At 66.2% G+C, this 22,116-nt stretch carries 23 protein-coding genes; 14 read left to right on the top strand and 9 right to left on the bottom strand.

Going from position 1 to position 22,116, the window contains the following annotated elements; translation table 11 throughout:
• Positions 1 to 57 precede the first annotated feature (57 nt).
• The 4 genes from ACFTR6_RS09615 to ACFTR6_RS09630 form a co-directional block, all read right to left on the bottom strand.
• Positions 58 to 2,259 carry a DUF222 domain-containing protein gene (locus tag ACFTR6_RS09615; RefSeq protein WP_377957731.1) on the bottom strand — a complete coding sequence of 734 codons (2,202 nt, stop codon included), beginning with the start codon at positions 2,257 to 2,259 and terminating at the stop codon, positions 58 to 60.
• Between the two features lie 314 nt (positions 2,260 to 2,573).
• The gene (locus ACFTR6_RS09620; RefSeq protein ID WP_076799110.1) at positions 2,574 to 2,987 is read right to left on the bottom strand and encodes a hypothetical protein; all 414 of its coding nucleotides are present in this window, start codon (positions 2,985 to 2,987) and stop codon (positions 2,574 to 2,576) included.
• A gap of 114 nt (positions 2,988 to 3,101) precedes the next feature.
• Complete coding sequence (locus ACFTR6_RS09625; protein WP_076799109.1) at positions 3,102 to 3,365, bottom strand: GlsB/YeaQ/YmgE family stress response membrane protein; 264 nt, start codon at positions 3,363 to 3,365, stop codon at positions 3,102 to 3,104.
• Positions 3,366 to 3,521: 156 nt separating this feature from the next.
• Positions 3,522 to 4,352 (bottom strand): aldo/keto reductase, encoded by an 831-nt coding sequence (locus tag ACFTR6_RS09630; RefSeq protein WP_377957732.1) that lies wholly within the window; start codon positions 4,350 to 4,352, stop codon positions 3,522 to 3,524.
• 258 nt (positions 4,353 to 4,610) lie between these two features.
• Between ACFTR6_RS09630 and ACFTR6_RS09635 the strand changes: the two genes are divergently transcribed.
• Positions 4,611 to 5,213 carry a CDP-alcohol phosphatidyltransferase family protein gene (locus tag ACFTR6_RS09635; protein WP_377957733.1) on the top strand — a complete coding sequence of 201 codons (603 nt, stop codon included), beginning with the start codon at positions 4,611 to 4,613 and terminating at the stop codon, positions 5,211 to 5,213.
• Between the two features lie 168 nt (positions 5,214 to 5,381).
• The gene (locus ACFTR6_RS09640; protein ID WP_076799106.1) at positions 5,382 to 5,591 is read left to right on the top strand and encodes a hypothetical protein; all 210 of its coding nucleotides are present in this window, start codon (positions 5,382 to 5,384) and stop codon (positions 5,589 to 5,591) included.
• 37 nt (positions 5,592 to 5,628) lie between these two features.
• On the opposite strand, the gene ACFTR6_RS09645 is transcribed toward ACFTR6_RS09640, so the two are convergent.
• Positions 5,629 to 6,600, bottom strand: a complete 972-nt coding sequence (locus tag ACFTR6_RS09645; RefSeq protein ID WP_377957734.1) for an aldo/keto reductase — start codon at positions 6,598 to 6,600, stop codon at positions 5,629 to 5,631.
• Positions 6,601 to 6,635: 35 nt separating this feature from the next.
• The gene (locus tag ACFTR6_RS09650) at positions 6,636 to 7,457 is read right to left on the bottom strand and encodes an aldo/keto reductase (RefSeq protein ID WP_377957822.1); all 822 of its coding nucleotides are present in this window, start codon (positions 7,455 to 7,457) and stop codon (positions 6,636 to 6,638) included.
• Positions 7,458 to 7,720: 263 nt separating this feature from the next.
• Between ACFTR6_RS09650 and ACFTR6_RS09655 the strand changes: the two genes are divergently transcribed.
• The gene (locus ACFTR6_RS09655) at positions 7,721 to 8,692 is read left to right on the top strand and encodes a helix-turn-helix transcriptional regulator (RefSeq protein WP_377957735.1); all 972 of its coding nucleotides are present in this window, start codon (positions 7,721 to 7,723) and stop codon (positions 8,690 to 8,692) included.
• Positions 8,689 to 8,880 carry a hypothetical protein gene (locus ACFTR6_RS09660; protein WP_076799104.1) on the top strand — a complete coding sequence of 64 codons (192 nt, stop codon included), beginning with the start codon at positions 8,689 to 8,691 and terminating at the stop codon, positions 8,878 to 8,880. Before ACFTR6_RS09655 ends, ACFTR6_RS09660 begins: the two co-directional genes overlap by 4 nt.
• A 70-nt stretch (positions 8,881 to 8,950) precedes the next feature.
• On the opposite strand, the gene ACFTR6_RS09665 is transcribed toward ACFTR6_RS09660, so the two are convergent.
• Both ACFTR6_RS09665 and ACFTR6_RS09670 read right to left on the bottom strand, forming a co-directional pair.
• Positions 8,951 to 9,163, bottom strand: coding sequence for a dodecin (locus ACFTR6_RS09665; RefSeq protein WP_076799103.1), 213 nt, complete (start codon positions 9,161 to 9,163; stop codon positions 8,951 to 8,953).
• A gap of 75 nt (positions 9,164 to 9,238) precedes the next feature.
• The gene (locus ACFTR6_RS09670; protein ID WP_087873107.1) at positions 9,239 to 9,940 is read right to left on the bottom strand and encodes a FadR/GntR family transcriptional regulator; all 702 of its coding nucleotides are present in this window, start codon (positions 9,938 to 9,940) and stop codon (positions 9,239 to 9,241) included.
• A 158-nt stretch (positions 9,941 to 10,098) separates the two neighbouring features.
• On the opposite strand from ACFTR6_RS09670, the gene ACFTR6_RS09675 reads away from it, so the two are divergent.
• The 6 genes from ACFTR6_RS09675 (at position 10,099) to ACFTR6_RS09700 (ending at position 15,750) form a co-directional block, all read left to right on the top strand.
• Entirely contained in the window at positions 10,099 to 11,586 is a 1,488-nt protein-coding gene (locus ACFTR6_RS09675) for a four-carbon acid sugar kinase family protein (protein WP_377957736.1), read from the top strand.
• A 64-nt stretch (positions 11,587 to 11,650) separates the two neighbouring features.
• Positions 11,651 to 12,559, top strand: a complete 909-nt coding sequence (locus ACFTR6_RS09680) for an NAD(P)-dependent oxidoreductase (RefSeq protein WP_087873105.1) — start codon at positions 11,651 to 11,653, stop codon at positions 12,557 to 12,559.
• The gene (locus tag ACFTR6_RS09685) at positions 12,559 to 13,428 is read left to right on the top strand and encodes a class II fructose-bisphosphate aldolase (protein WP_377957737.1); all 870 of its coding nucleotides are present in this window, start codon (positions 12,559 to 12,561) and stop codon (positions 13,426 to 13,428) included. The genes ACFTR6_RS09680 and ACFTR6_RS09685 overlap by 1 nt, the downstream gene beginning before the upstream one ends.
• A gap of 89 nt (positions 13,429 to 13,517) precedes the next feature.
• Complete coding sequence (locus ACFTR6_RS09690; protein ID WP_253250391.1) at positions 13,518 to 14,831, top strand: acyltransferase; 1,314 nt, start codon at positions 13,518 to 13,520, stop codon at positions 14,829 to 14,831.
• A complete protein-coding gene (locus ACFTR6_RS09695; RefSeq protein ID WP_076799097.1) occupies positions 14,828 to 15,181 on the top strand; it encodes a GNAT family N-acetyltransferase in 354 nt (117 codons plus the stop codon). Before ACFTR6_RS09690 ends, ACFTR6_RS09695 begins: the two co-directional genes overlap by 4 nt.
• A 212-nt stretch (positions 15,182 to 15,393) precedes the next feature.
• Positions 15,394 to 15,750, top strand: a complete 357-nt coding sequence (locus ACFTR6_RS09700; protein ID WP_377957738.1) for a hypothetical protein — start codon at positions 15,394 to 15,396, stop codon at positions 15,748 to 15,750.
• 10 nt (positions 15,751 to 15,760) lie between these two features.
• Here the strand turns inward: ACFTR6_RS09700 and ACFTR6_RS09705 are convergent, their stop codons facing one another.
• Positions 15,761 to 16,240: a hypothetical protein gene (locus ACFTR6_RS09705; protein ID WP_377957739.1), complete on the bottom strand. Its 480-nt coding sequence runs from the start codon at positions 16,238 to 16,240 to the stop codon at positions 15,761 to 15,763.
• 486 nt (positions 16,241 to 16,726) lie between these two features.
• On the opposite strand from ACFTR6_RS09705, the gene ACFTR6_RS09710 reads away from it, so the two are divergent.
• The 4 genes from ACFTR6_RS09710 to ACFTR6_RS09725 are packed head-to-tail and all read left to right on the top strand — an operon-like array spanning position 16,727 to position 22,096.
• Positions 16,727 to 18,280, top strand: a complete 1,554-nt coding sequence (locus ACFTR6_RS09710; RefSeq protein WP_377957823.1) for a pyridoxal phosphate-dependent decarboxylase family protein — start codon at positions 16,727 to 16,729, stop codon at positions 18,278 to 18,280.
• The gene (locus tag ACFTR6_RS09715; RefSeq protein WP_377957740.1) at positions 18,277 to 19,707 is read left to right on the top strand and encodes a lysine N(6)-hydroxylase/L-ornithine N(5)-oxygenase family protein; all 1,431 of its coding nucleotides are present in this window, start codon (positions 18,277 to 18,279) and stop codon (positions 19,705 to 19,707) included. The genes ACFTR6_RS09710 and ACFTR6_RS09715 overlap by 4 nt, the downstream gene beginning before the upstream one ends.
• Positions 19,707 to 20,270 carry a GNAT family N-acetyltransferase gene (locus ACFTR6_RS09720; protein ID WP_377957824.1) on the top strand — a complete coding sequence of 188 codons (564 nt, stop codon included), beginning with the start codon at positions 19,707 to 19,709 and terminating at the stop codon, positions 20,268 to 20,270. Before ACFTR6_RS09715 ends, ACFTR6_RS09720 begins: the two co-directional genes overlap by 1 nt.
• The gene (locus ACFTR6_RS09725) at positions 20,267 to 22,096 is read left to right on the top strand and encodes an IucA/IucC family protein (RefSeq protein WP_377957741.1); all 1,830 of its coding nucleotides are present in this window, start codon (positions 20,267 to 20,269) and stop codon (positions 22,094 to 22,096) included. Before ACFTR6_RS09720 ends, ACFTR6_RS09725 begins: the two co-directional genes overlap by 4 nt.
• Positions 22,097 to 22,116 lie beyond the last annotated feature (20 nt).

The raw sequence follows: 22,116 nt of genomic DNA on the forward strand, positions 1-22,116 counted from the left end.
GGCAGCTTTAGCCCGGCCGGCTCTGCCCGCCGTTCAACGCGGCGTCATTCCGGGTGTTCATGTTTTGTGGTGGTGGTTTTGCCGGGGTTGTTGGCGGGGGTCGATGTGGGGTGGCGGGATGAACCAGGGGACGCCGTTTTTGATGTGGATTTTCCACTGTTCTTTATGGATGAGGTGGTGGTGGGCTGTGCAGAGGAGAACGCCGTTGTCGGTGCTGGTGGGTCCGCCTTGTGACCAGTAGGTGATGTGGTGGGCTTCGCACCAGGTGGCGGGGATGGTGCAGTTGGGGAAGGCGCAGCCTTGGTCGCGGGCGTTGAGGGCTTTGCGGATGTGGGGCGGGAAGATCCGGGTGGTGCGGCCGATGTCGAGGATGCGGCCTTGGCTGCTGAGGAGGACGGGGATGATGTCGGCGTCGCAGGCGATTTTGCGGATGGTGGAGGCGGTGACGGGGCCGGTGTAGGTGAAGGTCCCGCTGCCGGTGGGTGCGCCGGGTTGGCCGTTGAACCCGGCGCTTGCCCAGTTGATGCCTGGCGAATTGATGCCTGGCTGGTTGATGCCGGAGAGCCTGTTTGCGGGGGCGGGCTGGTTTTCGCCGCCGGGCCTCTTGTCCGGGCCGGTAGCCGAATCGGGCGAGGATCCGGCGTCGCCGGTTTGCCCGGTTTCCGTTGGCGATTCCGGACCGCTGGTTTGGCAGATGTCCGCGGTGGTGGCTGCGAGCGGTTCGGGAGGGCTGACCTGCCAGGTGCCCGGCAGGAGTGCTGGACCGGTGGCCGGCCAGCCGGGGGTGCCTGGTGGCTGGTTCGTGGTGGTGTGCCCGGTGTCGTTTGTTGGTGCGGGGCTGTTTGTTGGCCGGGTGCTGGCGCGGTTTCTGTTGTAGCGGGGGCCGTTGGCTGCGGTGGTTTGGATGCTGTTGAGGAGGTCCTGGTAGGAGACGGTGACCATGACCTGGGGGCGGAGTCCTCCGGTGGTGGGCAGGGTTCCGGTGGCGAGGGCCGCCTTGCTGGCGCCGACGAGGCCGTCGAGGCGTTGTTGGGCCAGGGTGCGCCGGTCGAGGTCCGGGAGGTAGGTGCTGTTGAATGCAGCGTCAAGATCGGAACCCGCCGTGGCGCTGCCCGTGTTTTCGCCGTCGCCATAGCTGTCGTTGCCGCCGCCGTCGGGGAGGTTGTTGCCGGCGCCGCTTCCGTTATTGTCCGCGGCGCTGGTGGTGTCGGGTGTGGTGGTGCGGGGGTTGGTGGCGGTGTTCATGACGGTGGTGAGGACTTCGTATTGGTCGGTGGTGGCGTGGATTTCGAGGTGGTAGAGGCCGCCGCGTTTGGGGCGGATGAAGACGCCTTGGCGGTGGCGGAGGTTTTCTTCGGAGGGTTCGGTGCCGTCCTGGTCGAGGGCGTCGATCCAGCGGTGGGCGATGCGGGTGAGGAAGTCCTGGTCGTTTTCGATCGCGGTTTGGGTGAGGTTGCGTTCCATTTTGGCGAGCGCGTCTGGATCGGGGATGTGGCGGACTTTGTCCAGGGCGGTGGTGATGGTGGTGCCGGCGCGGGAGGAGATGATCCCGGCGGTGAGCGCGGCCGCGGTTTCCTCGTGTATGGGCGGCATGGGCCGGCCGGCGAGTCCGGTGCGGGGGAGCACGTCGCCGGCCAGGGCGAGGCGGCGGCGTGCTTCGGCGCTGCTGATGCGAAGCCGGGTGCGGAGGAAATCAACCGTGTTGCGGGACCCGTCGTCGGCCGGGGACCATGCCACCGCACGGGTAGGGACCGTCAGCGGGTCAGCCGAAGACGGGGCCTCAGCAGGGCTGCCGACGGCGGCGGCCTGGGAGGGCTGAGCGTCTGGGGTTGCAGCGGTTTCGGGTTCATTGCCCCAGCCTGTGGTCCAGCCGGCCGCGCGGTTGGCTGCTTCGGCGGCGCTGATCGCCTCGGCCCGCGTGCGTTCCACGGCCGCGGCAGCCTGTAGCTGAAGGTATTCGATGCGGCGGGAGAGCTGTTCTGTGAGTTCTGCGAAGTCGGCTGCTTCAGGGAAACTGGCTGCGGCGAGCTCTTCCTCCGCCGCAGCGACTGCGGAATCCAGGAGCATCAGGCCCGCCCGCAGGTCAGCAGTTGCCAGCGCAGCGCCGCCGTCGGACGTGCCCTCGATACGGGCGCTGGACGGGGAAGCCGCGGCCGGAACGCTGTGAAGCCCGCGGCCCCGCAGCGGAGCAGCAGCATTCAGGCCGGAGACGTCAGTCCCGCCCGCGATGTCCGCTCCATGCTTCCCAATGGCTTCCATAGGACAACTGTCTCAGCGGGGACTGACATTTAAGGCCGTGATCGTGGCCAGGCTCGCCTTCAAGTCAGGGGAGGCGGCAGCACCGCCGTCGGACGAAGATGTGTCCGCAACGGCGGTGCCGGTTCCGGCTAAAGCCGGACGCCCGGAAGCGTGGACGCTGCGCATTGGGGCAGCACTCAGGCCGGGCACTGCTGCCCGGCCTGAGACGCAGCCTGCGTTTCCCCCGATAGCTTCCATAGGAAAACATTGTCAGAGGGGGCTGACATTTTTGCTTGTTGCCCACACCGCCTTGGATGCAGGCTTCAGCACCGAAGCTACTGTTTATTCGGATTCACGTTGGTGGTGGCACCGGCCTGACCGGTCTCCACGTCGGAGGTCCCCAGGTTCACCGTTTCCGGATGCGTGCTGTGGGCCGGCACGTGCGAGCTGTCCGCAGAAGTGCCGGCAGACGCAGAACCACTTGAAGCAGCATCAGAGTGTGTGTCGCGGTGCATGGCCGAGCCGAGAACGGTTCCCGCCCGGCGCGCGGCTTCCGCCAGCTGGTCCCCGACCTCCGGGGCCTTTTCCTTGACCGCTTCAGTAGCTGCCGTGACCTTGTCCTGGACCGGCTTGCTGTCCCAGATTCCTGCGGCCCGTGCTTTGAGCTTGTCGTACGCTGCCCGGCCGGACCTCGATCCGAGCACATAGCCTGCAGCGATTCCGGCGCCGAAGAGAAGTTTGGATTTCATGATGATCTCCTGCTCTTTAGGGGGATCTGTTCGGTTTTGGTTCAGCCCGTACGGGCCATGGGGGTGGGAAACCGGCCCCGGAGGTTCCCGGAGCCGGTTTCCGCACTGCTCCGTCTAGCGTGCGGTGCGCTTGGTAATCATGCCGTAGACCAGCAGGACAATCAGAGCGCCGCCGATCGCCAGCAGCCATGTGGACAGCGAGAAGAACTCGTTGACGCCCACGCCAAAGAGCGCGCTGCCGATGAAGCCGCCGAGAATAGCGCCCACCACACCGAGCAGCAGCGTGATGAAAATGCCGCCGCCCTGCCGGCCGGGGAGGATGGCCTTAGCGATGGCTCCGGCAATAAGGCCAAGAATCAGAAATGCGAAAAAACCCATTTTATCGTTCCTTCTTCATCTAAAGGAGTTACCCGGGTTGCCGGGTACGCTTCGTCCTTCTGCTCAATACTAATCATGCTTACTATTTTATTGCCAGTCGGCTTCCATCCGCCCCGCGGGGAGGATCCGCGGTAAGCCCGCGTCCGGCGCTATTCTTCAATGGCCCTGGACGTCCGAATTCACACCCGCCTCGGGGCCTTCATCGAGGGTGCTGATGGCGGTCAGGTCTTCGTCATCCAAGGCAAAGTCGAAGACATCAATGTTCTCCTTCATCCGCTGGGGATCAGCTGATTTGGGGATGGCCACGAGGCCCTGCTGGACGTGCCAGCGCAGCACCACCTGGCTCACTGTCCGCCCGTGTTTGCCGGCGATTCTGGCCAGTACAGGGGCCGACAGCAGCCCAGATCCCGCCCCCAGGGGGCTGTACGATTCTGTGGCGATCCCATGCCGCTCGTTGTAGATGCAGTCGGCGGAGCGGGTTACCGAGGGGTTGAGCTGGATCTGGTTCACGGCCGGCACAACATCCGTCTCCCACATCAGTTCTTCCAGGTGGGCTGGCTTGAAGTTCGAGACGCCGATCGAGCGGACCTTTCCTTCCCTTTGCAGCCGCTCAAAAGTTTTCCATGTGGAGATGAATTCTCCGCGGCGAGGGAGTGGCCAGTGGATCAGGAGCAAGTCCACGTATTCCAGGTTCAGGCGTTTCAGGGAACCTTCCAGGCCGGCTACGGCCTGGTCTCCACCCTGAAACTCCCCGTCCAGCTTGGTGGTGATGAAGAACTCGCTCCGATCCAGGCCGCTGGCCCGGATTCCGGATCCGACGCCGGCCTCGTTGCCGTATCGCACGGCAGTATCGATATGCCGGTACCCGGCTTCCGCAGCGCGTACGACGGCGTCACTCACCTCCCGGTCATTCAGCGGCCAGGTGCCCAGGCCAATTTGGGGAATCCGGTTGCCGTCGTTCAGCCCGATTAATGGTGCTTGTACCATGCCGAAGAGTCTTTCCTATCGGGGCCAGTTTGCCCAGACCCGTTTGCTATCTCCCGAGGTCAGGTCGGGAATGCCAATGGGCCTCCTGTTGTTACCATGAGCGCAAGGAGGCACATGCAGGTCTTGCTCAGTAGGCGCGCTGTGGTGGACGTTGCCGTTGCCATGGCTTGTTTCCTTGTGTCCGGGAGTTGGATCCTGACCGCTGCCCAAGCTGAAACAGCGTATTTCCTCGCCGCGTTGGGCGCCGGATTTGCTGTAATGGCAAATGGCGCGGCCTCCGTTTTCAATCGCAAGCCGCTGCTGACCACGGCTGCGGACCGCGTTACCCTGCTTCGCGCCGTCCTGGTGGCGTGCTGTGCGGCGACAACCGTTCCCGCCCTCCTCACCGGAACCGCTCCCGGCATGCCGCTGGTGGTGCTGGGAGCGGCAGCATTCGTTCTTGATGCGGTGGACGGGACCGTTGCGCGGCGGCTGGAGTGCGCGAACCCGGCGGGAGGCCGGCTGGATGTCCAGACTGATGCGGCCCTTGTCCTCGTGCTCTCCTGTGCGGCTGTTCCCGCCGTGGGTCCGTGGGTCCTGGCCATCGGGCTGATGTGGTACGCATTCGTCGTCGCCGGATGGTTCCGGCCTGAACTAAAGCGGACGCTGCCTGTGAAGAGGCTGCGTAAGCTTATCGGCGCTTTTCAGCCGTTCGCCTTGCTGTTGGCACTGACGCCCGGCGTGCCCGGTGGAGTCGGCATGGCCGCTGTTGTCCTGGCCCTGGCGGCTTTGGCTGCTTCGTTTGGCCGGGACGTCGTCGAACTGGAGCAAAACCACGGCAGGTGGACCGGCCGGCACTCCAGCACCGAAATGGTGAACTGAGGGGCACCTGCAGAAGCGACTGCCCCGCCTAACGGCGTCGGCGCCCGCCGCGGAGCTGGTGACTATGGACTTACGTTGACTGCCGCTGGTAATGCTTGGAGCGGGCCCGTGCGGGAGCACGGGCCTTTCCGTCCAGCAGTTACTCCGAGACAGCAAAGGATCCAAACCATGAGCGAGACGCCCGCCGATCCGGAGCAGAATCCGCCGGACCAGCCTGAAAATGATTCACCCGCAGGCTTTCCGTTCGACCCCAACGAGGACCCGCCCCTGGAAGCACCCGCAGTTCCTCCCCAGGACAAGCCGGGGCCACCCACCGGCCGTGACGGCGAGCCTGACGAGCCTGCCTTGGAGGATCCCCAGCGGCCGCCCGCCCGTTAAGCAGGCGACGCCGGGGCCCGGCAGAAAGCGGCCCGGGTTACCAGGCGTAGTCCTCCGGAGCGGTGCGGTGGCCGGGGAAAATGCCATCCAGGCGCTTGAGCGCATCATCGCTCAGTGTCACGTCCAAAGCCCGGATGGCGGCGCCGAGCTGTTCCTGCGTGCGGGGACCGACGATGGGGGCGGTAACCCCGGGCTGCTGTAGCAGCCACGCGAGTGCAACGTCGCCGGGTTCATGGCCAAGCTCCCCGGCGAAGTCCTCGTACTCCAGGATCTGGTCGCGATGCTTTTCCAGCGTTTCCGCTGCCCGCCCGGCCAGCCGCCGTACGCCGTCGTGCTCCTTTTTGAGCACCCCGCCCAAGAGCCCGCCGTGCAGCGGCGACCAGGGGATGATCCCGATCCCGTATTGCTGGGCCGCGGGAATGACCTCCAGTTCAATGTTCCGGGTCAGCAGGTTGTAGATCGACTGCTCACTGACAAGGCCGGTGTAATTGCGGCGGGCGGCGGCTTCCTGCGCCTGCGCCAGGTGCCAGCCAGCGAAATTGCTGCTGCCGGAGTACAGGATCTTGCCCTGCTGAATGGCCACTTCGACGGCCTGCCAGATCTCGTCCCACGGCGTGTTCCGGTCAACGTGGTGGAACTGGTAGACGTCGATGTAATCCGTCTGGAGGCGCTTCAGGCTGGCATCGAGGGCGCGCCGGATGTTCAGCGCGGACAGCTTTGACTCGTTCGGCCGGTCTGTCATGGTGCCGTAGAGCTTGGTGGCCAGCACCGTGCGTTCCCGGCGCTCGCCGCCCTTCCCAAACCAGCGGCCAATGATCTCCTCTGTCCAGCCGCGATGGTCCGACCCGCCGTACACGTTGGCGGTGTCGAAGAAATTGATGCCGGACTCCTGGGCGGAGTCCATGATTGCGTGCGCTTCGGATTCCTCGGTTTGCGGGCCGAAGTTCATGGTGCCGAGGCAAAGCCGGGAAACCTTGAGGCCGGAACGGCCCAGATGGGTGTACTCCATGGATGGTTCGTCCTTTCGCTGGAGCCGGGAAGCGGTCAGAGCTGGGAGAACGCGGCCACGGCAGGGTCAGCGCCAATGCGGGATCCGGCCTCCAGCGCGCTGATTGATTCCACGTCCGCCGCAGTTAGCCGGATTGCTGCTGCCGCGAGGTTCTCCCGCATCCGTGCAGAGTCGGCGGACTTCGGAATAACGATGTTGCCGGTTGCCAGGTGCCAGGCGAGCACGATCTGGGCGGGCGTGGCGCCGTGTTCCTTTGCGAGGCCTGTTACCGAGGGTGCGTCCAGATCCGCACCCTGGCCCAGCGGGCTGTAGGCCTCAACGGCAATCCCGTGGGAACGGCTCTTGGCCGCCAGCGGGGCCTGCTGGAAGGTCGGATGGAGCTCGAACTGGTTCACCGCGGGGACGATGTCGGCGTCGGCCAGCACGGCGTCAAGGTGCTCGTCCAGAAAGTTTGAGACGCCTATTGCCCGGGACTGGCCGGTGGCATGGATCTCTTCCAGTGTTTTCCAGGCCTGGGTGTAGAGGCCCTGGGAAGGCACTGGCCAGTGGATCAGGTACAGGTCCACGAAGTCCAGCCCCAGCGCCTTTAGGCTGTTCTCGAACGCCTCCCGGGCATTGGCCTGCTCGCCGTTGCGCAGCTTGGTGGTGATGAAGAGTTCCTCGCGCGGGATGCCGGATGCGGCAATCGCAGCGCCCACCCCGGCCTCGTTCCGGTAGGCCGCCGCGGTATCGATGTGGCGGTAGCCAGCTTCCAGGGCGTCCTCGACGATCCGCTGCGTCTCCTCCGGGGGTACCTGGAAAACGCCGAATCCCAGCTGCGGGATGGGAACACCGTTGTTGAGGACGACCTGAGGGATCTCAAGGGCCTGGGGGACCGAACCTGTACCCGTCCCGTGAACTGTGGGCTCGGGAGTCTGCTGCATGTCTTCTCCTTTATGGTGCGGCTTGATAATCCGTGATGTTGGGTACGCCAGGCGCCAAGATGGGGCGCGGGGCTCCTTCCGAGCCTATGCACCCCGGGCTCCGGAGTCAGCAGCTATGGCTCTCCCTGTTTTTCCTAGGATTACCAGTCCTACCTACGTTGTAGAAACGGTGCGCGGGGGCAGGCACAATGGAGGCCATGGGTCAGAGCGCCGAGTTCGGCAAATTCCTGAGGGCAATGCGGTCACGGCTGAAACCGGAGGACGTGGGCATCGTTGGCAGCGCAGGCGCGAGGCGCGTGCCCGGGTTGCGGCGGGAGGAAATCGCCCGGCTGGCGGACGTCAGCACGGATTACTACACGAGGCTCGAACAGGGCAGGAACATCCACCCGTCGCGTGCCGTCCTGGATTCAGTGGCGCGGGCGCTCAGGCTCGACGCCGGCGAACAGGCCCACATGATGAACCTCATCCAGCACTGCGCAGAGTCCTCGCGGTCGCCCCTGCCCGTCCAGGCGATCCGGTCCGGGCTTCGGCAACTCCTGGACGCCGTGGGCGACGTGCCAGCCCTTGTCCTCGGGCGCAGGACTGATGTCCTGGCCGGTAACCGGATGGCCTTCCTGCTGTTTGCGGACTTCCCGCAGCTGCCGTCCGCCGAGCGGAACCTCACCCGGTGGCTGGTCCTTGACCCCCGGGCGCGGGAGCTGTTCCTCGACTGGAAGACGGTGGCGGCGGAGGCGGCAGGCGCCCTCCGGCTCGACGTCGGAAGGCATCCCAATGACGCCCAGGCCAACCAGCTCGTGGGGGAGCTGGCAGTGCGGAGTGAACATTTCCGCCAGTGGTGGGCAGGGCACCGGGTGGCCACCCGTTCGGCGGGCAGTGTGCGCCTTCACCACCCCGAGGTGGGTGACCTTGAACTGAACTTCGAAAACCTGGTGCTGCCGGACGACGCCGACCAGACGCTCCGCGTCTATTCGGCCCAGCCGGGATCGCCTTCGGCGGATGCGCTGGCTCTGCTTGGCAGCCTTGGCGCGGACACCCGGAACTCCTGTACCCCTGCCCAGCAGGACCAGAGTATTTTATCCATTCGTCCATTGGGCCCCGGCGCCGCTTTTCCTAGCCTTGGGGGAGAACTTCTCCCGCCCTCCAAAACCAAGGATGACCTTCAACGATGAAACGCATCGCACTGCTCCGGGAACGCCAGACGCCCTCAGCTTCCACCGGAACCCACTGCCCGGCGTCGGGAATGTGGACACCCGCCGGCTCGCCGGACGAGGCCCATGCCTTCTTTGAGGGACAGGTGTTTCCCGCCTTCCGCGGGGTCCCCACTGTGTGGCGGCGCAGCGCTGCCGGCCAGGATTAAGCAAGTGATGCGGCGCCGCTGAACAACAGCCGGCGCCGCATCACTGATCTCCGTTACTGTGCGGCGGGATCTACTCCCGTTCCAGGCGGAATCCGAGTTTGAGTGTGACCTGCCAGTCGGCCACCTGGCCATTCTCGAGGTGGCCGCGGATCTCCTTGACTTCGAACCAGTCCAGGTTCCGCAGGGTTTTGGCGGCGTCGGCTATTCCGTTCCGGACGGCCGCGTCGACGCCTTCTGTTGAGGTTCCGACAATTTCAGAAATGCTGTAGGTGTTGTTAGACATCTTCGCTCCTCGTGATCGCCATCCATACCCGGCTGCGGGCCGTTCCTGCAGAGTATCGGACGGGGCGCCGCGGAACTAGACTTCCAGCACGTAGCTTCTGAGGTCGTCGAGGGTCTGCTGCATGTGGGCGTCCATGGCGTTGCGTGCCCGCTGCGGATCCCTTACAGCCAGGGCCTCGTAAATGTTCTGGTGGTGCCCGATGGCATGTTCCTGGATGTCCGGCACGTTCGAGGTCTCCGTCCGTCCCTTTTCGAGAACGCGGTGCAGCGGTTCGAAGAGCACGGCCACGAACACGTTCTCGGACGCGTGCAGAATCTGGTCATGGAACGCGAGGTCGGCTGCGACAAAACTGGCCACATCGTTGCTTTGGTGTGCCTTCCGCATGTCCGCCACACAGTCCCGGAGGCCGTCAAGCTCGGCGTCGGTAATGCGGTGCGCCGCCAGCTCGCAGGCGCCCGTTTCCAGCATCCGCCGCAGCTCGATCAGCTGGACCGCGGCGGCCGCGCCATTCTGTCCCTCGGAGGCGGCCCGCAGCACCGCCTCCAGTGACGACCAGCGGTTCAGTGGGTTCACGAACGTGCCGCGGCCGCGTTCCACGCTAAGGATGCGCTGCGCCTCCAGAGTCTTCATCGCCTCCCGCACTGTCATGCGGCTGACATCGTGGCGTGCGCTGAGCTCCAGTTCCCCCGGCACGCTGCTGCCTGGCGGAAATTCCCCGGAGATGATGCGGTCAAGGAGTTCGTCGGCGACGACACCCACCAGTGATTTGCGTGCCATTTCTTCCGTTCAGCGTGTGCGGCCTTTATTGGCCGGGGATGTGTGCAAAAAGTGTACTTGCGCACGTGCTGTGCGTTATGCCACACTAGCATCAAACGCCAGATGTCTGACATCTGACACGTCAGTCCCTAGACAGATCCGACACAACGGAGTGCACAGTGCCCCTCGAATCCGATGTTCTGGCCGCCTTCCCCGCCGAACTCCAGATCCCTGCCCGGCAGGTCGCCGACGCTGTGGCCGCCACCGCCGCCACGTCACCGCGCGTTCTGGTGGTGCTCGACGACGACCCCACCGGCACGCAGTCCGTTGCAGACCTGCCCGTGCTCACCCGCTGGGAAGTTGCGGACTTCCAGTGGGCTCTCCATCAGGGTAAGCCCGCCGTCTACGTGCTGACCAACACCCGCAGCCTCGACCCGGGAGAAGCGGCTGCACGCAATGAAGAGGTAGTCCGCAACGCCCTCGCCGCGGCCCGTGACGGCCAAGGGGAGGTCCGGCTCGGCTTTGTGAGCCGCAGCGATTCGACCCTGCGCGGACACTTTCCCCTGGAACCGGATGTCATCGCAGCCACCGTGGCGGCGGAAAGCGGCGAGGCGACCGACGGCGTCGTCATGGTTCCTGCCTTCCCCGACGCCGGCCGCATCACCATCGGCGGCGTGCACTACACCCGCGGACCGGAGGCCGGCGGACTGACCCCCGTGGCCGAGACCGAGTTCGCCAAGGACGCCACCTTCGGCTTCGCCAACTCCGAGATGGCCAAGTATGTGGAAGAGAAGTCCCAGGGCCGCTTCGCCGCCGACTCCGTCATTGTGCTGGACCTGAACATCATCCGCGCCGGCTCCGCCACCGGGCAGCCCGAGGTGTCTGCCAAGGCGATCGCTGACGCGATTGAACCGGCCACGGCGTCCACCCCCATCGTGGTGGACATCGTCACCGAAAACGACATGCGCGCCCTGGCCCTGGGACTCGAAGAGGCCGAGCGCCGCGGCAAGAAGCTGCTGTACCGGGTGGGCCCGCCGTTCATGCGCGCCCGGATCGGCCAGGACATCAGGCCTGAACTCAGCGGCGAGGAAGCCTACGCGGGCAACACCCCGTCCGAGGCCGGCGGCCTGATCGTCGTCGGCTCCCACGTGGGCGTGACCACCCGGCAGCTCAAGGTGCTCACGGACCGGCACAGCAGTGCCCGCATCGTGGAGATCGACGTCGAGAAGCTCCTCGGCGAGGAGGCACCCGCCTACCTCGACCAGACGGTGGACACCGTCGTCGAAGCGCTGCGCAGCGGCGACGTTATCGTCCACACCAGCCGCCTGCTCATCAAAACCGATGACCCGGCCGAAAGCCTGCGGATCGCGCGGACCGTGTCCGCCGCCGTCGTCGCCGTGGTGAACCGGACGCTGAAGACCTTCCCGCCGCGGTTCGTCATCGCCAAGGGCGGCATCACGTCCTCGGATGTTGCCGCGCACGGGCTGGAGATCCGGCACGCCATTGTCCGCGGGCCCATGCTGCCCGGCATCGTGAGCCTGTGGGAGCCCGTCGACGGCCCGGCGAAGGGGATTCCGTACATCGTTTTCGCGGGCAACGTCGGTGACGATGAGTCACTCGCCCAGGTCACCAGCAAGCTCAGCAACACGTCCCCACGTACCCCCTAACCTCGCAAGCTCGGCCAGGGAACCCGGTACGCGTGGGCCCTAAATCACTTCACTGGAGAACACCATGACCTCGAATTACACAGTCACCGTCCTCGGCCTGGGCGCCATGGGCCTGCCCATGGCATCCCGCCTCGCCAGCCAGCTGACCGTCCACGGGTTCGACATCGCCGAGCCGCGCCTGCGCCTCGCCGAAGAGGCCGGCGTGAAGACCTTCGCTTCCGCCCGGGACGCCGCCCAGGACACCGACGCCCTGCTGCTGGCGGTCCGCAACAGCGAACAGCTGGATGACGTCCTGTTCGGCGCGAACGGCGTGGCCTCGGTACTGAAGCCCGGCGCCGTCGTCATCCTGACCAGCACGGTGGGCACGGAAGCCATCCCGTCCACCGTGGCCCGCCTGGCGGAGTTCGGCGTCGGACTCGTGGATGCCCCGCTGTCCGGCGGCCCGAAGCGTGCAGGCGAAGGCGACCTGCTGATCGTCGTCGGAGCCGAGCCAGCAGCGCTGGAATCGGCGCGTCCGGTCCTGGAGCTGCTCGCCTCCACACTGACCGTGGTCGGCGACAAGCCCGGTGACGGGCAGGCGCTGAAGACCGTCAACCAGCTGCTGTGCGGTATCCACATCGCGGCGGCCGCCGAGGCCATGGCGCTGGCCGACGCCCTCGGCCTGGACCAGGCCAAGACCCTGGCCGCCCTCGAAGCCGGGGCCGCGGGCTCCTTCATGCTGTCCAACCGCGGACCCCGCATCCTGGAGGCCTACTCCGAGGAGGGCGCCGAAGTGCTCAGCCGGCTGGACATCTTCGTCAAGGACATGGGCATCGTGGGCAAGGCGACCCGCAGTGCAGGGCTGGCGACCCCCGTTGCCGCCGCCGCCGAGCAGCTGTACCTGCTGGGCCAGGCCCACGGGCTGGCCGCCGCGGACGACTCCGCCGTCATCAAGGTGGTTGCCCCCACCAAGCGCACCACCGGGGAGGGCTGATGCGGGCACAACTCGATGAGCTGGTGGTCGGCGCCCTCAAGCAGGGGTCGGCCGTCCCGGCGTTCACGTGCTACGACTTCACCACGGCCCTGGCAGTCGTGAGCGCCGCGGAGGAAGCACAGCGCGGCGTCATCCTCCTGGTGGCGCCCAAGACTGCCGCCACGGCTAATGGCCTGCGGCTCATCTCGGCCCTCCGGGGACTGGCCGACACCGCCTCCGTGCCGGTCGCCGTGCAGCTGGACCACGCCACCGACATAGACGTCATCACCGCTGCCGTCGCGGCCGGGGCGGACTCTGTCCTTGCGGACGGTTCGGCTCTTCCGTACGAAGAAAACATCGCCCTGGTGTGTGCTGTACGGGCCGCGCTCGAGGCTGAAGGACATGCCGGCGTGGTCCTGGAGGCTGAGCTCGGCGGCCTGGCGGGCGACGAGGACAAGGCGTTCGGGGCCGAAGGGGAGGCCGCCGGGAACGAGGTTGCCGGGCTCACCGACTCCGCCCAGGTGGAGGACTTCGTGGCGCGGACAGGGGCGCAGCTGCTCGCGGTGGCCGTGGGCAACGTGCACGGGAAGTACAAGGGGGAGCCCCGGCTGCGCTGGGACGTCCTGCAGGACATCGCCGTGCGGACCCACATCCCGCTGGTGCTCCATGGTGCGTCCGGCATCCCGGCCGACGAGCTGGCCAAGGCCCCGGCCATGAACGTGGGCAAGGTCAACTTCAACACGGAGCTCCGCACCGGCGTCCTTGCCACCCTCGAGGAACAGCTTCCCGGGTACAGGGCCGACGGCGAGAACCTGCAGGGGCTGCTGGCGCAATGGAATGCCGCCGCGAAGGACTTCGGCACCAGCACGCTGGCAATCCTCAGCCGCTGACCCGGAAAACTCCATCCCGCCATAGACGGGCCAGCAGGAGCACAATGGAAAACACAACGACGTAAGCGAGTTCCATTGGTGGGGGCGCCATGAAGAATTCCTTGGAGCCCGGGACCGGGCGGGACGTGACCGTGCCCGCCCGCGACCTGGCCATCGATCTGGCACGCTTTATCTGCCTTGCCCTCGTGGTAGTGGGGCACTGCATGATGACCAGCCCGGTGCTGCACCCCGACGGCACCGTGACCACCGAAAACACCCTGGCCGAGCAGGACTGGTTCGAGCCGGTCATCTGGGTCTTCATGGTGATGCCGCTGTTCTTCGTAGCCGGAGGCATCACCGGGGCGCAGTCCTGGCGGCGCATGCAGGCCCGCGGCGGCAACGGCTTTGAGTTCGTCCAGTCCCGCCTGCTGCGCCTGGTGCGCCCGGCGGCGGCCCTGCTGGCGGTGATGTTCGTTGGCCTCTGGGGTGCTTTGCTGGCCGGTGTGGATCCGCAGGTGGTGCAGCTGCTGGCCAGCGGGGCGGGCATGCCGCTGTGGTTCCTTGCGGCCTACCTGGCGGCCCAGCTGAACATCCCGTTCCTGGTCCGGCTGCACCAGCGTGCCCCGTGGCTGACGCTCCTGGGGCTGGTGGCGCTGGTGGTGACCGTGGACTGCTTCCGCGGCGCTTTCCCGACGCTCGCCTACATCAACATGGTGTTCGTGTGGTGCGCCGTGCAGCAGCTCGGGTTCCTTGTAGCGGATGGCTGGCTGGACCGCTGGAGCAGGTCGCAGCTTGTGGGGCTGGCGGCGGCCAGCAACCTGCTGATGCTCGTCCTGGTGATGCTGGGCCTGTACCGCGACAACATGCTGGTGAACCTGAATCCGCCCAACCTCAGCCTGTTCCTGCTGGGCATCTCGCAGGCTGCGGTGCTGCAGCTTTCCCGTCCCCTGCTGACCGCCATCGCCGCCGTGCGCTGGATCCGTGCGGTGGTGGCCGTTGCGGGCCGTCATGCGATGACCGTTTATCTCTGGCATCTGCCGCTGCTGGCAGCCATGGCCGGGTTCCTTTTGTTGACCGACTTCCCCAAACCCGCCTCGGGCACCGCGGAATGGTGGTGGTCGCGCCCGCTCGTTTTCCTCGGGGTGGTCCTGCTCCTGCTGCCCGCGGTGCTCGTGTTCGGGCGGTTGGAGGAACGGCCGACGCCGGCCATGCACTCACGCGGCCGGGCACCGGCCGCCGTGGTGACCGCCGCCGTCGTCGTTTTTGTTCCGGTGGCTGACGCCGCCCTCAACGGCCTGACGCTGGGACTCCTGGGCGGCGGCGCCGCCTGCTTCGCCCTGGCCGTGCTGTTGCTGGGACGTGTTCCCGCGCGCGGCACCCGGCCATTGCCAGCACAGCCTTTAAGTGCCAATGTCGAACCATGACGGAGAACACGGCAGCCACCGAGGACCATTTCACCCCGGACGTCACCACGTTCCGGAACGATGCGCTCCACCGCTACGAACTGCACGTGGGCGGGAAGCTGGCGGTGGAAGTCAGGTTCGTGGACAAGCCCGGGCACGTGGATTTCATCCACACGCAGACGGCTGAGCAGTTCCAGGGCCAGGGGCTGGCCAAGGTGCTCGTCCACTTTGCCCTCGATGACGTTGTGGCGTCAGGAAAGCGGATCATTCCGCATTGCCCCTTTACCGCCCGGTATCTGCGCAAACACGAGGTGTACACGCAGTGCATCGACTGGCCTGAGGCGGCCGCCCCTAAGCTTCTGGGCACCTGACGGACGCTTCCGCACGGCGCGCGGGACCCGCGGAACTTGTGACCGGGGGGACATTTCCGTACGATCGGGCAGGGCTAAGCAGTTGGCCTTCGGACTCTCATTTTTGGGGACCTCTTGAATCAAAAACTGCGTGCGCCGGTGCGGATGGAGTATCCCCGGCGCGCTACTCCAGACTTCCGCGAGCACTGCTTTGGACGGGCCGGAGGCGGGCGATGACCGGCGCGGCGGTGAACGGCGAAGCCATCCCTGACGACATCGTGGCCGGTGAGATGTCCGACGAGGAACTGTGCCGCCTCCTGGACGGATCGCTGAACGTGGCAGTGGATCCGGCCGCAACCCTTGCGGCCATGCCGGATGCCCCGCTGGCGCGCCTGGCGGACGGGCTCTTCCGGCACCTGGACAGGCCCAGCCCTGTCATTGGTGCCCGCTTCTGGTTCCTTCAGGTGACCGACGAACTTCGGCGGCGCCGCCTCGCTGGAGCCGGACCGGACGACGGATCCCCGGAAGGGTCCGCGCCGGAGGCGCAGCCCGGCGCCGCCCCCTTGGCAAGCGAGGTCTCCGCCGGGTAGAACCGGATGATTACGACGGCGGGAGCTGCTTCGCGCGCTTCCGTTGCCATTGTGCTGCGTGCCAGAAAACCAGGCCGAGCAATCCCACGAGCCCGGCGAAAAGGATCTGGGGCGCGAACGTAATCCACATGTAGCTCACGGGCATGATCTGTGGCTCGGTGTTTGAGTTCAGTGATTCCTGCGCGAGCGTGAACACGGCGAAGGGCGACACCAGCAGGACCGCCACGAACGCCCAGAGCGCTGCGATGAAGGGGTTTACCCCCAGGCCGCTCCGCTGCCCCGGGTCCGCCTCCTCGTAGGGGGCCGGCTGTCCCGGCACGGGACCCGGCGGCCCAACGCCTGGCTGCCCGGTGCTTGCCTGCCCAAAACCTGTGCGCCCGGAACCTGCCCGGCCAAAGCCTCCGGCAGGCGCCACCCGCCCGTAGCCGGTGGTGTTCCCCTGCGCATCCACTTCCCGAAAATTCAACGGATCATGCTCATTGCCTGACATGTCCCCCTGCTTCCTGCTGCAGCCGGCGCCTCTCGACAGATAGCGCCGTGCCAGAAATCGCTATGCCGGAAATCACTGTGCAGAAACTCTACCCCGGCCGCCCCCCGCTGTCGCGGGTGGACATTATGTGGCTTTCCGCCTCCTCACGAAAGTCAATGACTACGAGTGACGCAGAAAAAACCCCGCGGTTTGGCGGGTTTTCGGAATTACAACATAAAAGTTTGACTAAAAGGCGCACCTAAGTAAGGTTTACCTTGCTTGGCGCCAGTGGCTGGTGCCGGTCTCACATCACGCCGACAAAAGGACGACCCAATGACGCTGCTGCCCGACGTGGAGGAACCACGCGTGGACTTCGATGATGGAACGGGAACCTGCGCCCCCAAACGAGCCAGCCAACAGCCATTCAGCCAGCAGCCATCCGGCCGTTCGGCCGCCCAGGCACCTGCCCAGGCACCCGTCCAGGAACCTCTCCAGGAGCCCGCCGGCATGGACTTCGGGTCGGGCGTGGAACTGGCCCTCGCCGCCAGCAACCAGCTGTTCAATGCACGGAACGCCCCGCGCTACGTGGCCCACGTGCTGCAGGGCGTCAACACGGTGGCAACCAAGCTTGAGCGCACCTCCCAGCCGTTCACCGGTGTCAGCCCCGCGGAGATGAAGCGCCGCGTGGCCGCTGTTGACCTGGAGCAGCCACTGCCGGACACCGCTGCCGCCCTCGAGGAACTGCAGCACACGTACCTGCGAGACGCCGTGTATTTCCACGATGCCAAGTACGCCGCACACCTGAACTGCCCGGTGGTCATCCCGGCGCTGGTGGGGGAAGCGGTGCTCTCGGCCGTGAACTCATCCATGGACACGTGGGACCAGAGCGCGGGCGCCACCATGATCGAGCGCCGCCTCATCGACTGGACCGCCGGGCGGCTCGGGCTGGGCGACGAGGCGGACGGCGTGTTCACCTCCGGCGGCAGCCAGTCCAACCTGCAGGCCCTGCTCATCGCGCGCAACCACGCGGTGGCGCAGCTCCGCCAGGACCCGGCCAACGAGGGGAAGCGCCTGCCGCTGCTGCTGGAGAAGCTGCGGATCTTCACCTCCGTGGACAGCCACTTCAGCATCCAGAAGTCGGCCTCCATGCTGGGGCTCGGGTTCGACGCGGTCGTGTCCATCGACTGCGCGGCGGACCACCGGATGGATCCGGCGGCCCTGGCCAGCGCCCTGGCCACGGCCTCCAAGGAAGGCCTGGTTCCGATGGCGGTGGTGGCTACGGCAGGCACCACGGACTTCGGCGCGGTGGATCCGCTGGCTGACCTGGCTGCCCTGGCCGGAGCCTACGGAGCTTGGTTCCATGTCGATGCGGCCTACGGCGGCGGGCTCATGGTCTCCAACCGCCACCGCCACCTCCTGGACGGCATCCGGCTGGCGGACTCCGTCACCGTTGACTTCCACAAGACCTTCTTCCAGCCCGTCAGCTCCAGTGCGCTGCTGGTGCGCGAGGGCGCAATGCTGCGCCACGTCACCTACTACGCCGACTACCTGAACCCCGAGACCGCCGCGCGGGCCGAGATCCCCAACCAGGTGGACAAGAGCATCCAGACCACCCGCCGGTTCGACGCCCTCAAGCTGTGGCTGACGCTCCGGATCATGGGCGCCGATGCTGTGGGCGCGCTCCTCGACGAGGCGATCGACCTGGCAGCCCGGGTGGGCTCCGTTCTTACAGCGGACAACGACTTTGAACTCGCGGCCGAGCCCCAGCTGAGCACGCTGGTTTTCCGGTACCGGCCGGTCCTGGCAGATGGCACACGGCTTCCGGAGGACGCTGCCGACGAGCTGAACCCGGCCATCCGCGCCGCTGTGTTCGCATCCGGGCAGGCTGTGGTGGCCGGCACCAAGGTCGCGGGCCGGCACTACCTGAAATTCACGCTCCTCAACGCCGAGGCAACGCTTGAGGACATCCTCGAGATCGTCAGCCTCCTTCGAAGCACCGGCGAAACCCTGCTCGCCGGTTCAGCTACCGGTTACACAGCACGCACGGAGGCACACGCATGAGCACCCCAAACTTCAGCACCCCAAGCTTCAGGGCTTCAGACACAGGCCGCGTCTACGACTTCGCCGGCATCGGCGTCGGGCCTTTCAACCTGGGCCTCGCCGCGCTGAGCGAACCGGTCGAAGGGCTGGACGGCGTGTTCCTCGAGCGCCGCGAATCCTTCGACTGGCATCCCGGCATGATGCTGGAGCCCGCGCATCTGCAGGTACCGTTCATGGCGGACCTCGTGACCCTGGCGGACCCGACGTCGCCGTACTCGTTCCTGAACTTCCTCAAGCAGACCGGGCGGCTCTACCGGTTCTACATCCGCGAAAATTTCTATCCGCTGCGCGCCGAATACAACCAGTACTGCCAGTGGGTTGCCGGCCAGCTGCCGTCGGTCCGGTTTGGCACTGACGTCACCGAAGTAACGTTCGACGACGGCGTGTACACGCTTTCGGTGAACGGCCCGGCCGGGCCTGAGGTGCTTCGTGCCCGCCGGCTGGTGCTCGGCACCGGCACAGCGCCTTACGTTCCGGACGCGTGCCGCGGGATTCTGGCAGCCGGCGGGACTGTCCTCCACAATGCGGACTACCTGGCCCGGAAAAGCGAACTCCAGCAGCGGCGCAGCATCACCATCGTGGGCAGCGGCCAGAGCGCGGCGGAGATCTACTACGAACTGCTCCAGGACATCGACACCCACGGATACCAGCTCAACTGGGTCACACGCTCGGGCAGGTTCTTCCCGCTCGAGTACACCAAGCTCACGCTGGAAATGACATCGCCTGAGTACGTCGACTATTTCCACGGCCTTCCGCAGGAGCGGCGCGACTCGCTCATCAGGAGCCAGAAGAACCTTTACAAGGGAATCAACTCGGATCTCATCGACGCGATCTACGACCTGCTGTACACCAAGAGCCTCTCCGGCATCGTGGACACCCGGCTGCTCACCCATTCAACGGTGACCGGAGCCGCCTGGAACGCCTCCGCCGGGTCCCACACGCTGGAACTGTCGCACGGCGAGCAGGAGGCGGACTATTCGCTGGAGACGGAAGCGGTGGTTCTCGCCACCGGTTACGCCTACCGCGAGCCGGCATTTCTGGGCGGCGTGCAGGAGCGCATTGCCCGGGACGGCGCCGGCAGGTTCGCGGTGCAGCGCAACTACAGCACCGGCGTCGAGCCCGGCGAGATCTTCGTCCAGAATGCCGAACTCCACACCCACGGCTTCGTCACGCCGGACCTCGGCATGGCCGCCTACCGGAACTCGTGCATCCTCCGGGAAATCCTGGGCCGCGAGGTCTATCCGGTGGAGCGCAGCATCGCCTTCCAGGAGTTCGGCGCACCCGGTGCTGTTCCCGGCGCCGCAGCACAGGCTGCCGCGCCGGCTGGTGTGTCCGCCGGAGCAGCCTTACCCGCCGGAGCAGCCGCGCAGATGGAGGTGTCCGCATGATGAGCTTCACGTTCCGCTGCTTCGATCCGCAGGAGGATGCACAGCTCCTCCACGGCTGGGTCACCCGCCCGTACGCCTCGTTCTGGGGGATGCTGAACGCGACGGTCGAGGACGTCACCGAGGAGTATGCCAAGATCCAGTCCAGCGGGCACCACCACGCGCTGCTGGGAATGGACGACGGCGTGCCGGCCTTCCTGATGGAGGAGTACCTGCCGGCTTCCTCGCCGCTCAATGCTGTCTACGCCGTCCAGCCCGGCGATATCGGCATGCACCTGCTGGTGGCTCCGCCGCAGGGGACACCGCGCAACGGGTTCACCGCCGATGTCATGGGATCGGTCCTGGACCGGCTCTTCCAAAAGCCCGGCGTGGACCGCGTGGTGGTGGAGCCCGACGTCCGCAACACCAAGATCCATGTCCTCAACGCCCGGCTGGGCTTTGAGCCCGCCGGCGAGGTGACCCTGCCGGAAAAGCAGGCCCTCCTGAGTTTCTGCACGCGGGAGTCGTTCGAGTCCGCCCGCGCAGCCCGTTCTTCAACCCCCATTCATCAGGGAGCAGCACTGTGACCACCGTTGAACTTGAATCCGTCCTGGCCGCAGGCAACGCGGCAGACCACCTCTCGCCCGAACGCTGGGCTGTTGCCAACCGGCACCTGGTCCGCAAGGCGCTCGCCGAGTTCTCGCACGAGCGGATCCTTGTTCCGGAACCGCTCGGGAACAGCACATACCGGGTCCGCAGCGACGACGGCACCGCCGAATACCGTTTCGCCGCCCGGATCCTGCAGCTGGACCACTGGTCCGTGGATGCAGACTCCATCACCTGCAGCAGGGACGGGCAGGTCGCGCCGGTGGATGCGCTGCGGTTCATCACCGAGTTCTCCGGCACCCTCGGCATCCGGGAGGAGATGCTTCCCGTCTACCTCGAGGAGATCAGCAGCACGCTCTCCAGCCACGCGTTCAAGCAGTGGATGGGCCAGCCGTCGTCGGCGGAGCTGGCGGCCGGCGTTACCGGGGGAGCGGATGCCGCCACGGATTTCCAGGCGATCGAACGCAGCATGACCGAGGGGCACCCGTGCTTTGTGGCCAACAACGGCCGGCTGGGCTTCGGAATCGCCGACTACCGCGCTTTTGCCCCTGAGGCAGGCGCTCCGGTGCAGCTGGAGTGGATCGCGGTGCACCGCAGCAAGGCGGTCTTCACCTCCAGCGCCGGGCTGGACTACGCCGGGCACTTTGAAGCCGAACTCGGGGCCGCCACCGTGGCCGTCTTCGACGCCGAACTCGCTGCCCTTGGCCTCGACCCGGCCCAGTATTTCCTGATGCCGGTGCACCCGTGGCAGTGGGAGAACAAGCTGACGGTCACGTTCGCCGCCGAGATCGCCCAGCGGCACATCGTCCGCCTCGGCACCGGGGCCGACAGCTACCAGGCGCAGCAGTCCATCCGCACGTTCTTCAACACCACGGCACCGGACAAAACCTACGTGAAGACAGCCATGTCCGTCCTGAACATGGGGTTCATGCGCGGGCTGTCGCCGCAGTACATGAAGGCAACGCCGGCCATCAATGACTGGCTCCAGGACCTCATTGCCGGTGACAAAACGCTGCAGGGCCGGGGCCTTGCCATGATCCGCGAAGTGGCAGCGATCGGTTACCACAACGGCTACTACGAGGCGGCCTCCGCGAAGGGGTCGCCGTACAGGAAGATGCTGTCCGCGCTGTGGCGCGAGAGCCCGCTCCCGCTGCTCAAGGACGGCCAGCAGCTGGCAACCATGGCCTCGCTCCTTCATGTGGACGCCGCGGGCAGGCCCATGGTGTCGGCGCTGATTGAGCGGTCCGGGCTGGAGCCGGCGGCGTGGCTGCGGCAGTACTTCGAGGCGTACCTCGTGCCGCTGGTGCACTGCCTGTACCGGTACGAGCTGGCGTTCATGCCGCACGGCGAGAACGTGATCCTGGTCCTTGAGGACGGCGTGCCGGTCCGGGCCATCATGAAGGACATCGCCGAGGAGATTGTGGTGATGGGGGACAGGCTCGACCTGCCCGAGGAAGTGTCCCGGATCAAGGCGGACATTCCCGACGGCGATAAAGTCCTGTCCATCTTCACCGACGTGTTCGACTGCATCTTCCGCTTCCTTGCAGCCCTCCTCGAGGAAGACGGTGTGCTCAGCGGCGAGGAGTTTTGGCGCACTGCGGCCGAAGCCGTTCGCGACTACCAGGCCGGGCATCCGGAGCTCGCGGACCAGTTTGCCCGCCACGATCTGTTCGCCCCGGACTTCGAGCTGTCCTGCCTGAACCGGCTGCAGCTGCGCAACAACCAGCAGATGCTCGACCTGGCTGACCCCTCCGGCGGCCTCCAGAAGGCAGGCAGGCTCACCAATCCGCTGGCCACATTCGCCTGATTTCGGGGCGGGGCAACTTC

The organism is Arthrobacter sp. NPDC057009, from assembly GCF_042673905.1.
Taxonomy (GTDB): Bacteria; Actinomycetota; Actinomycetes; order Actinomycetales; family Micrococcaceae; genus Arthrobacter.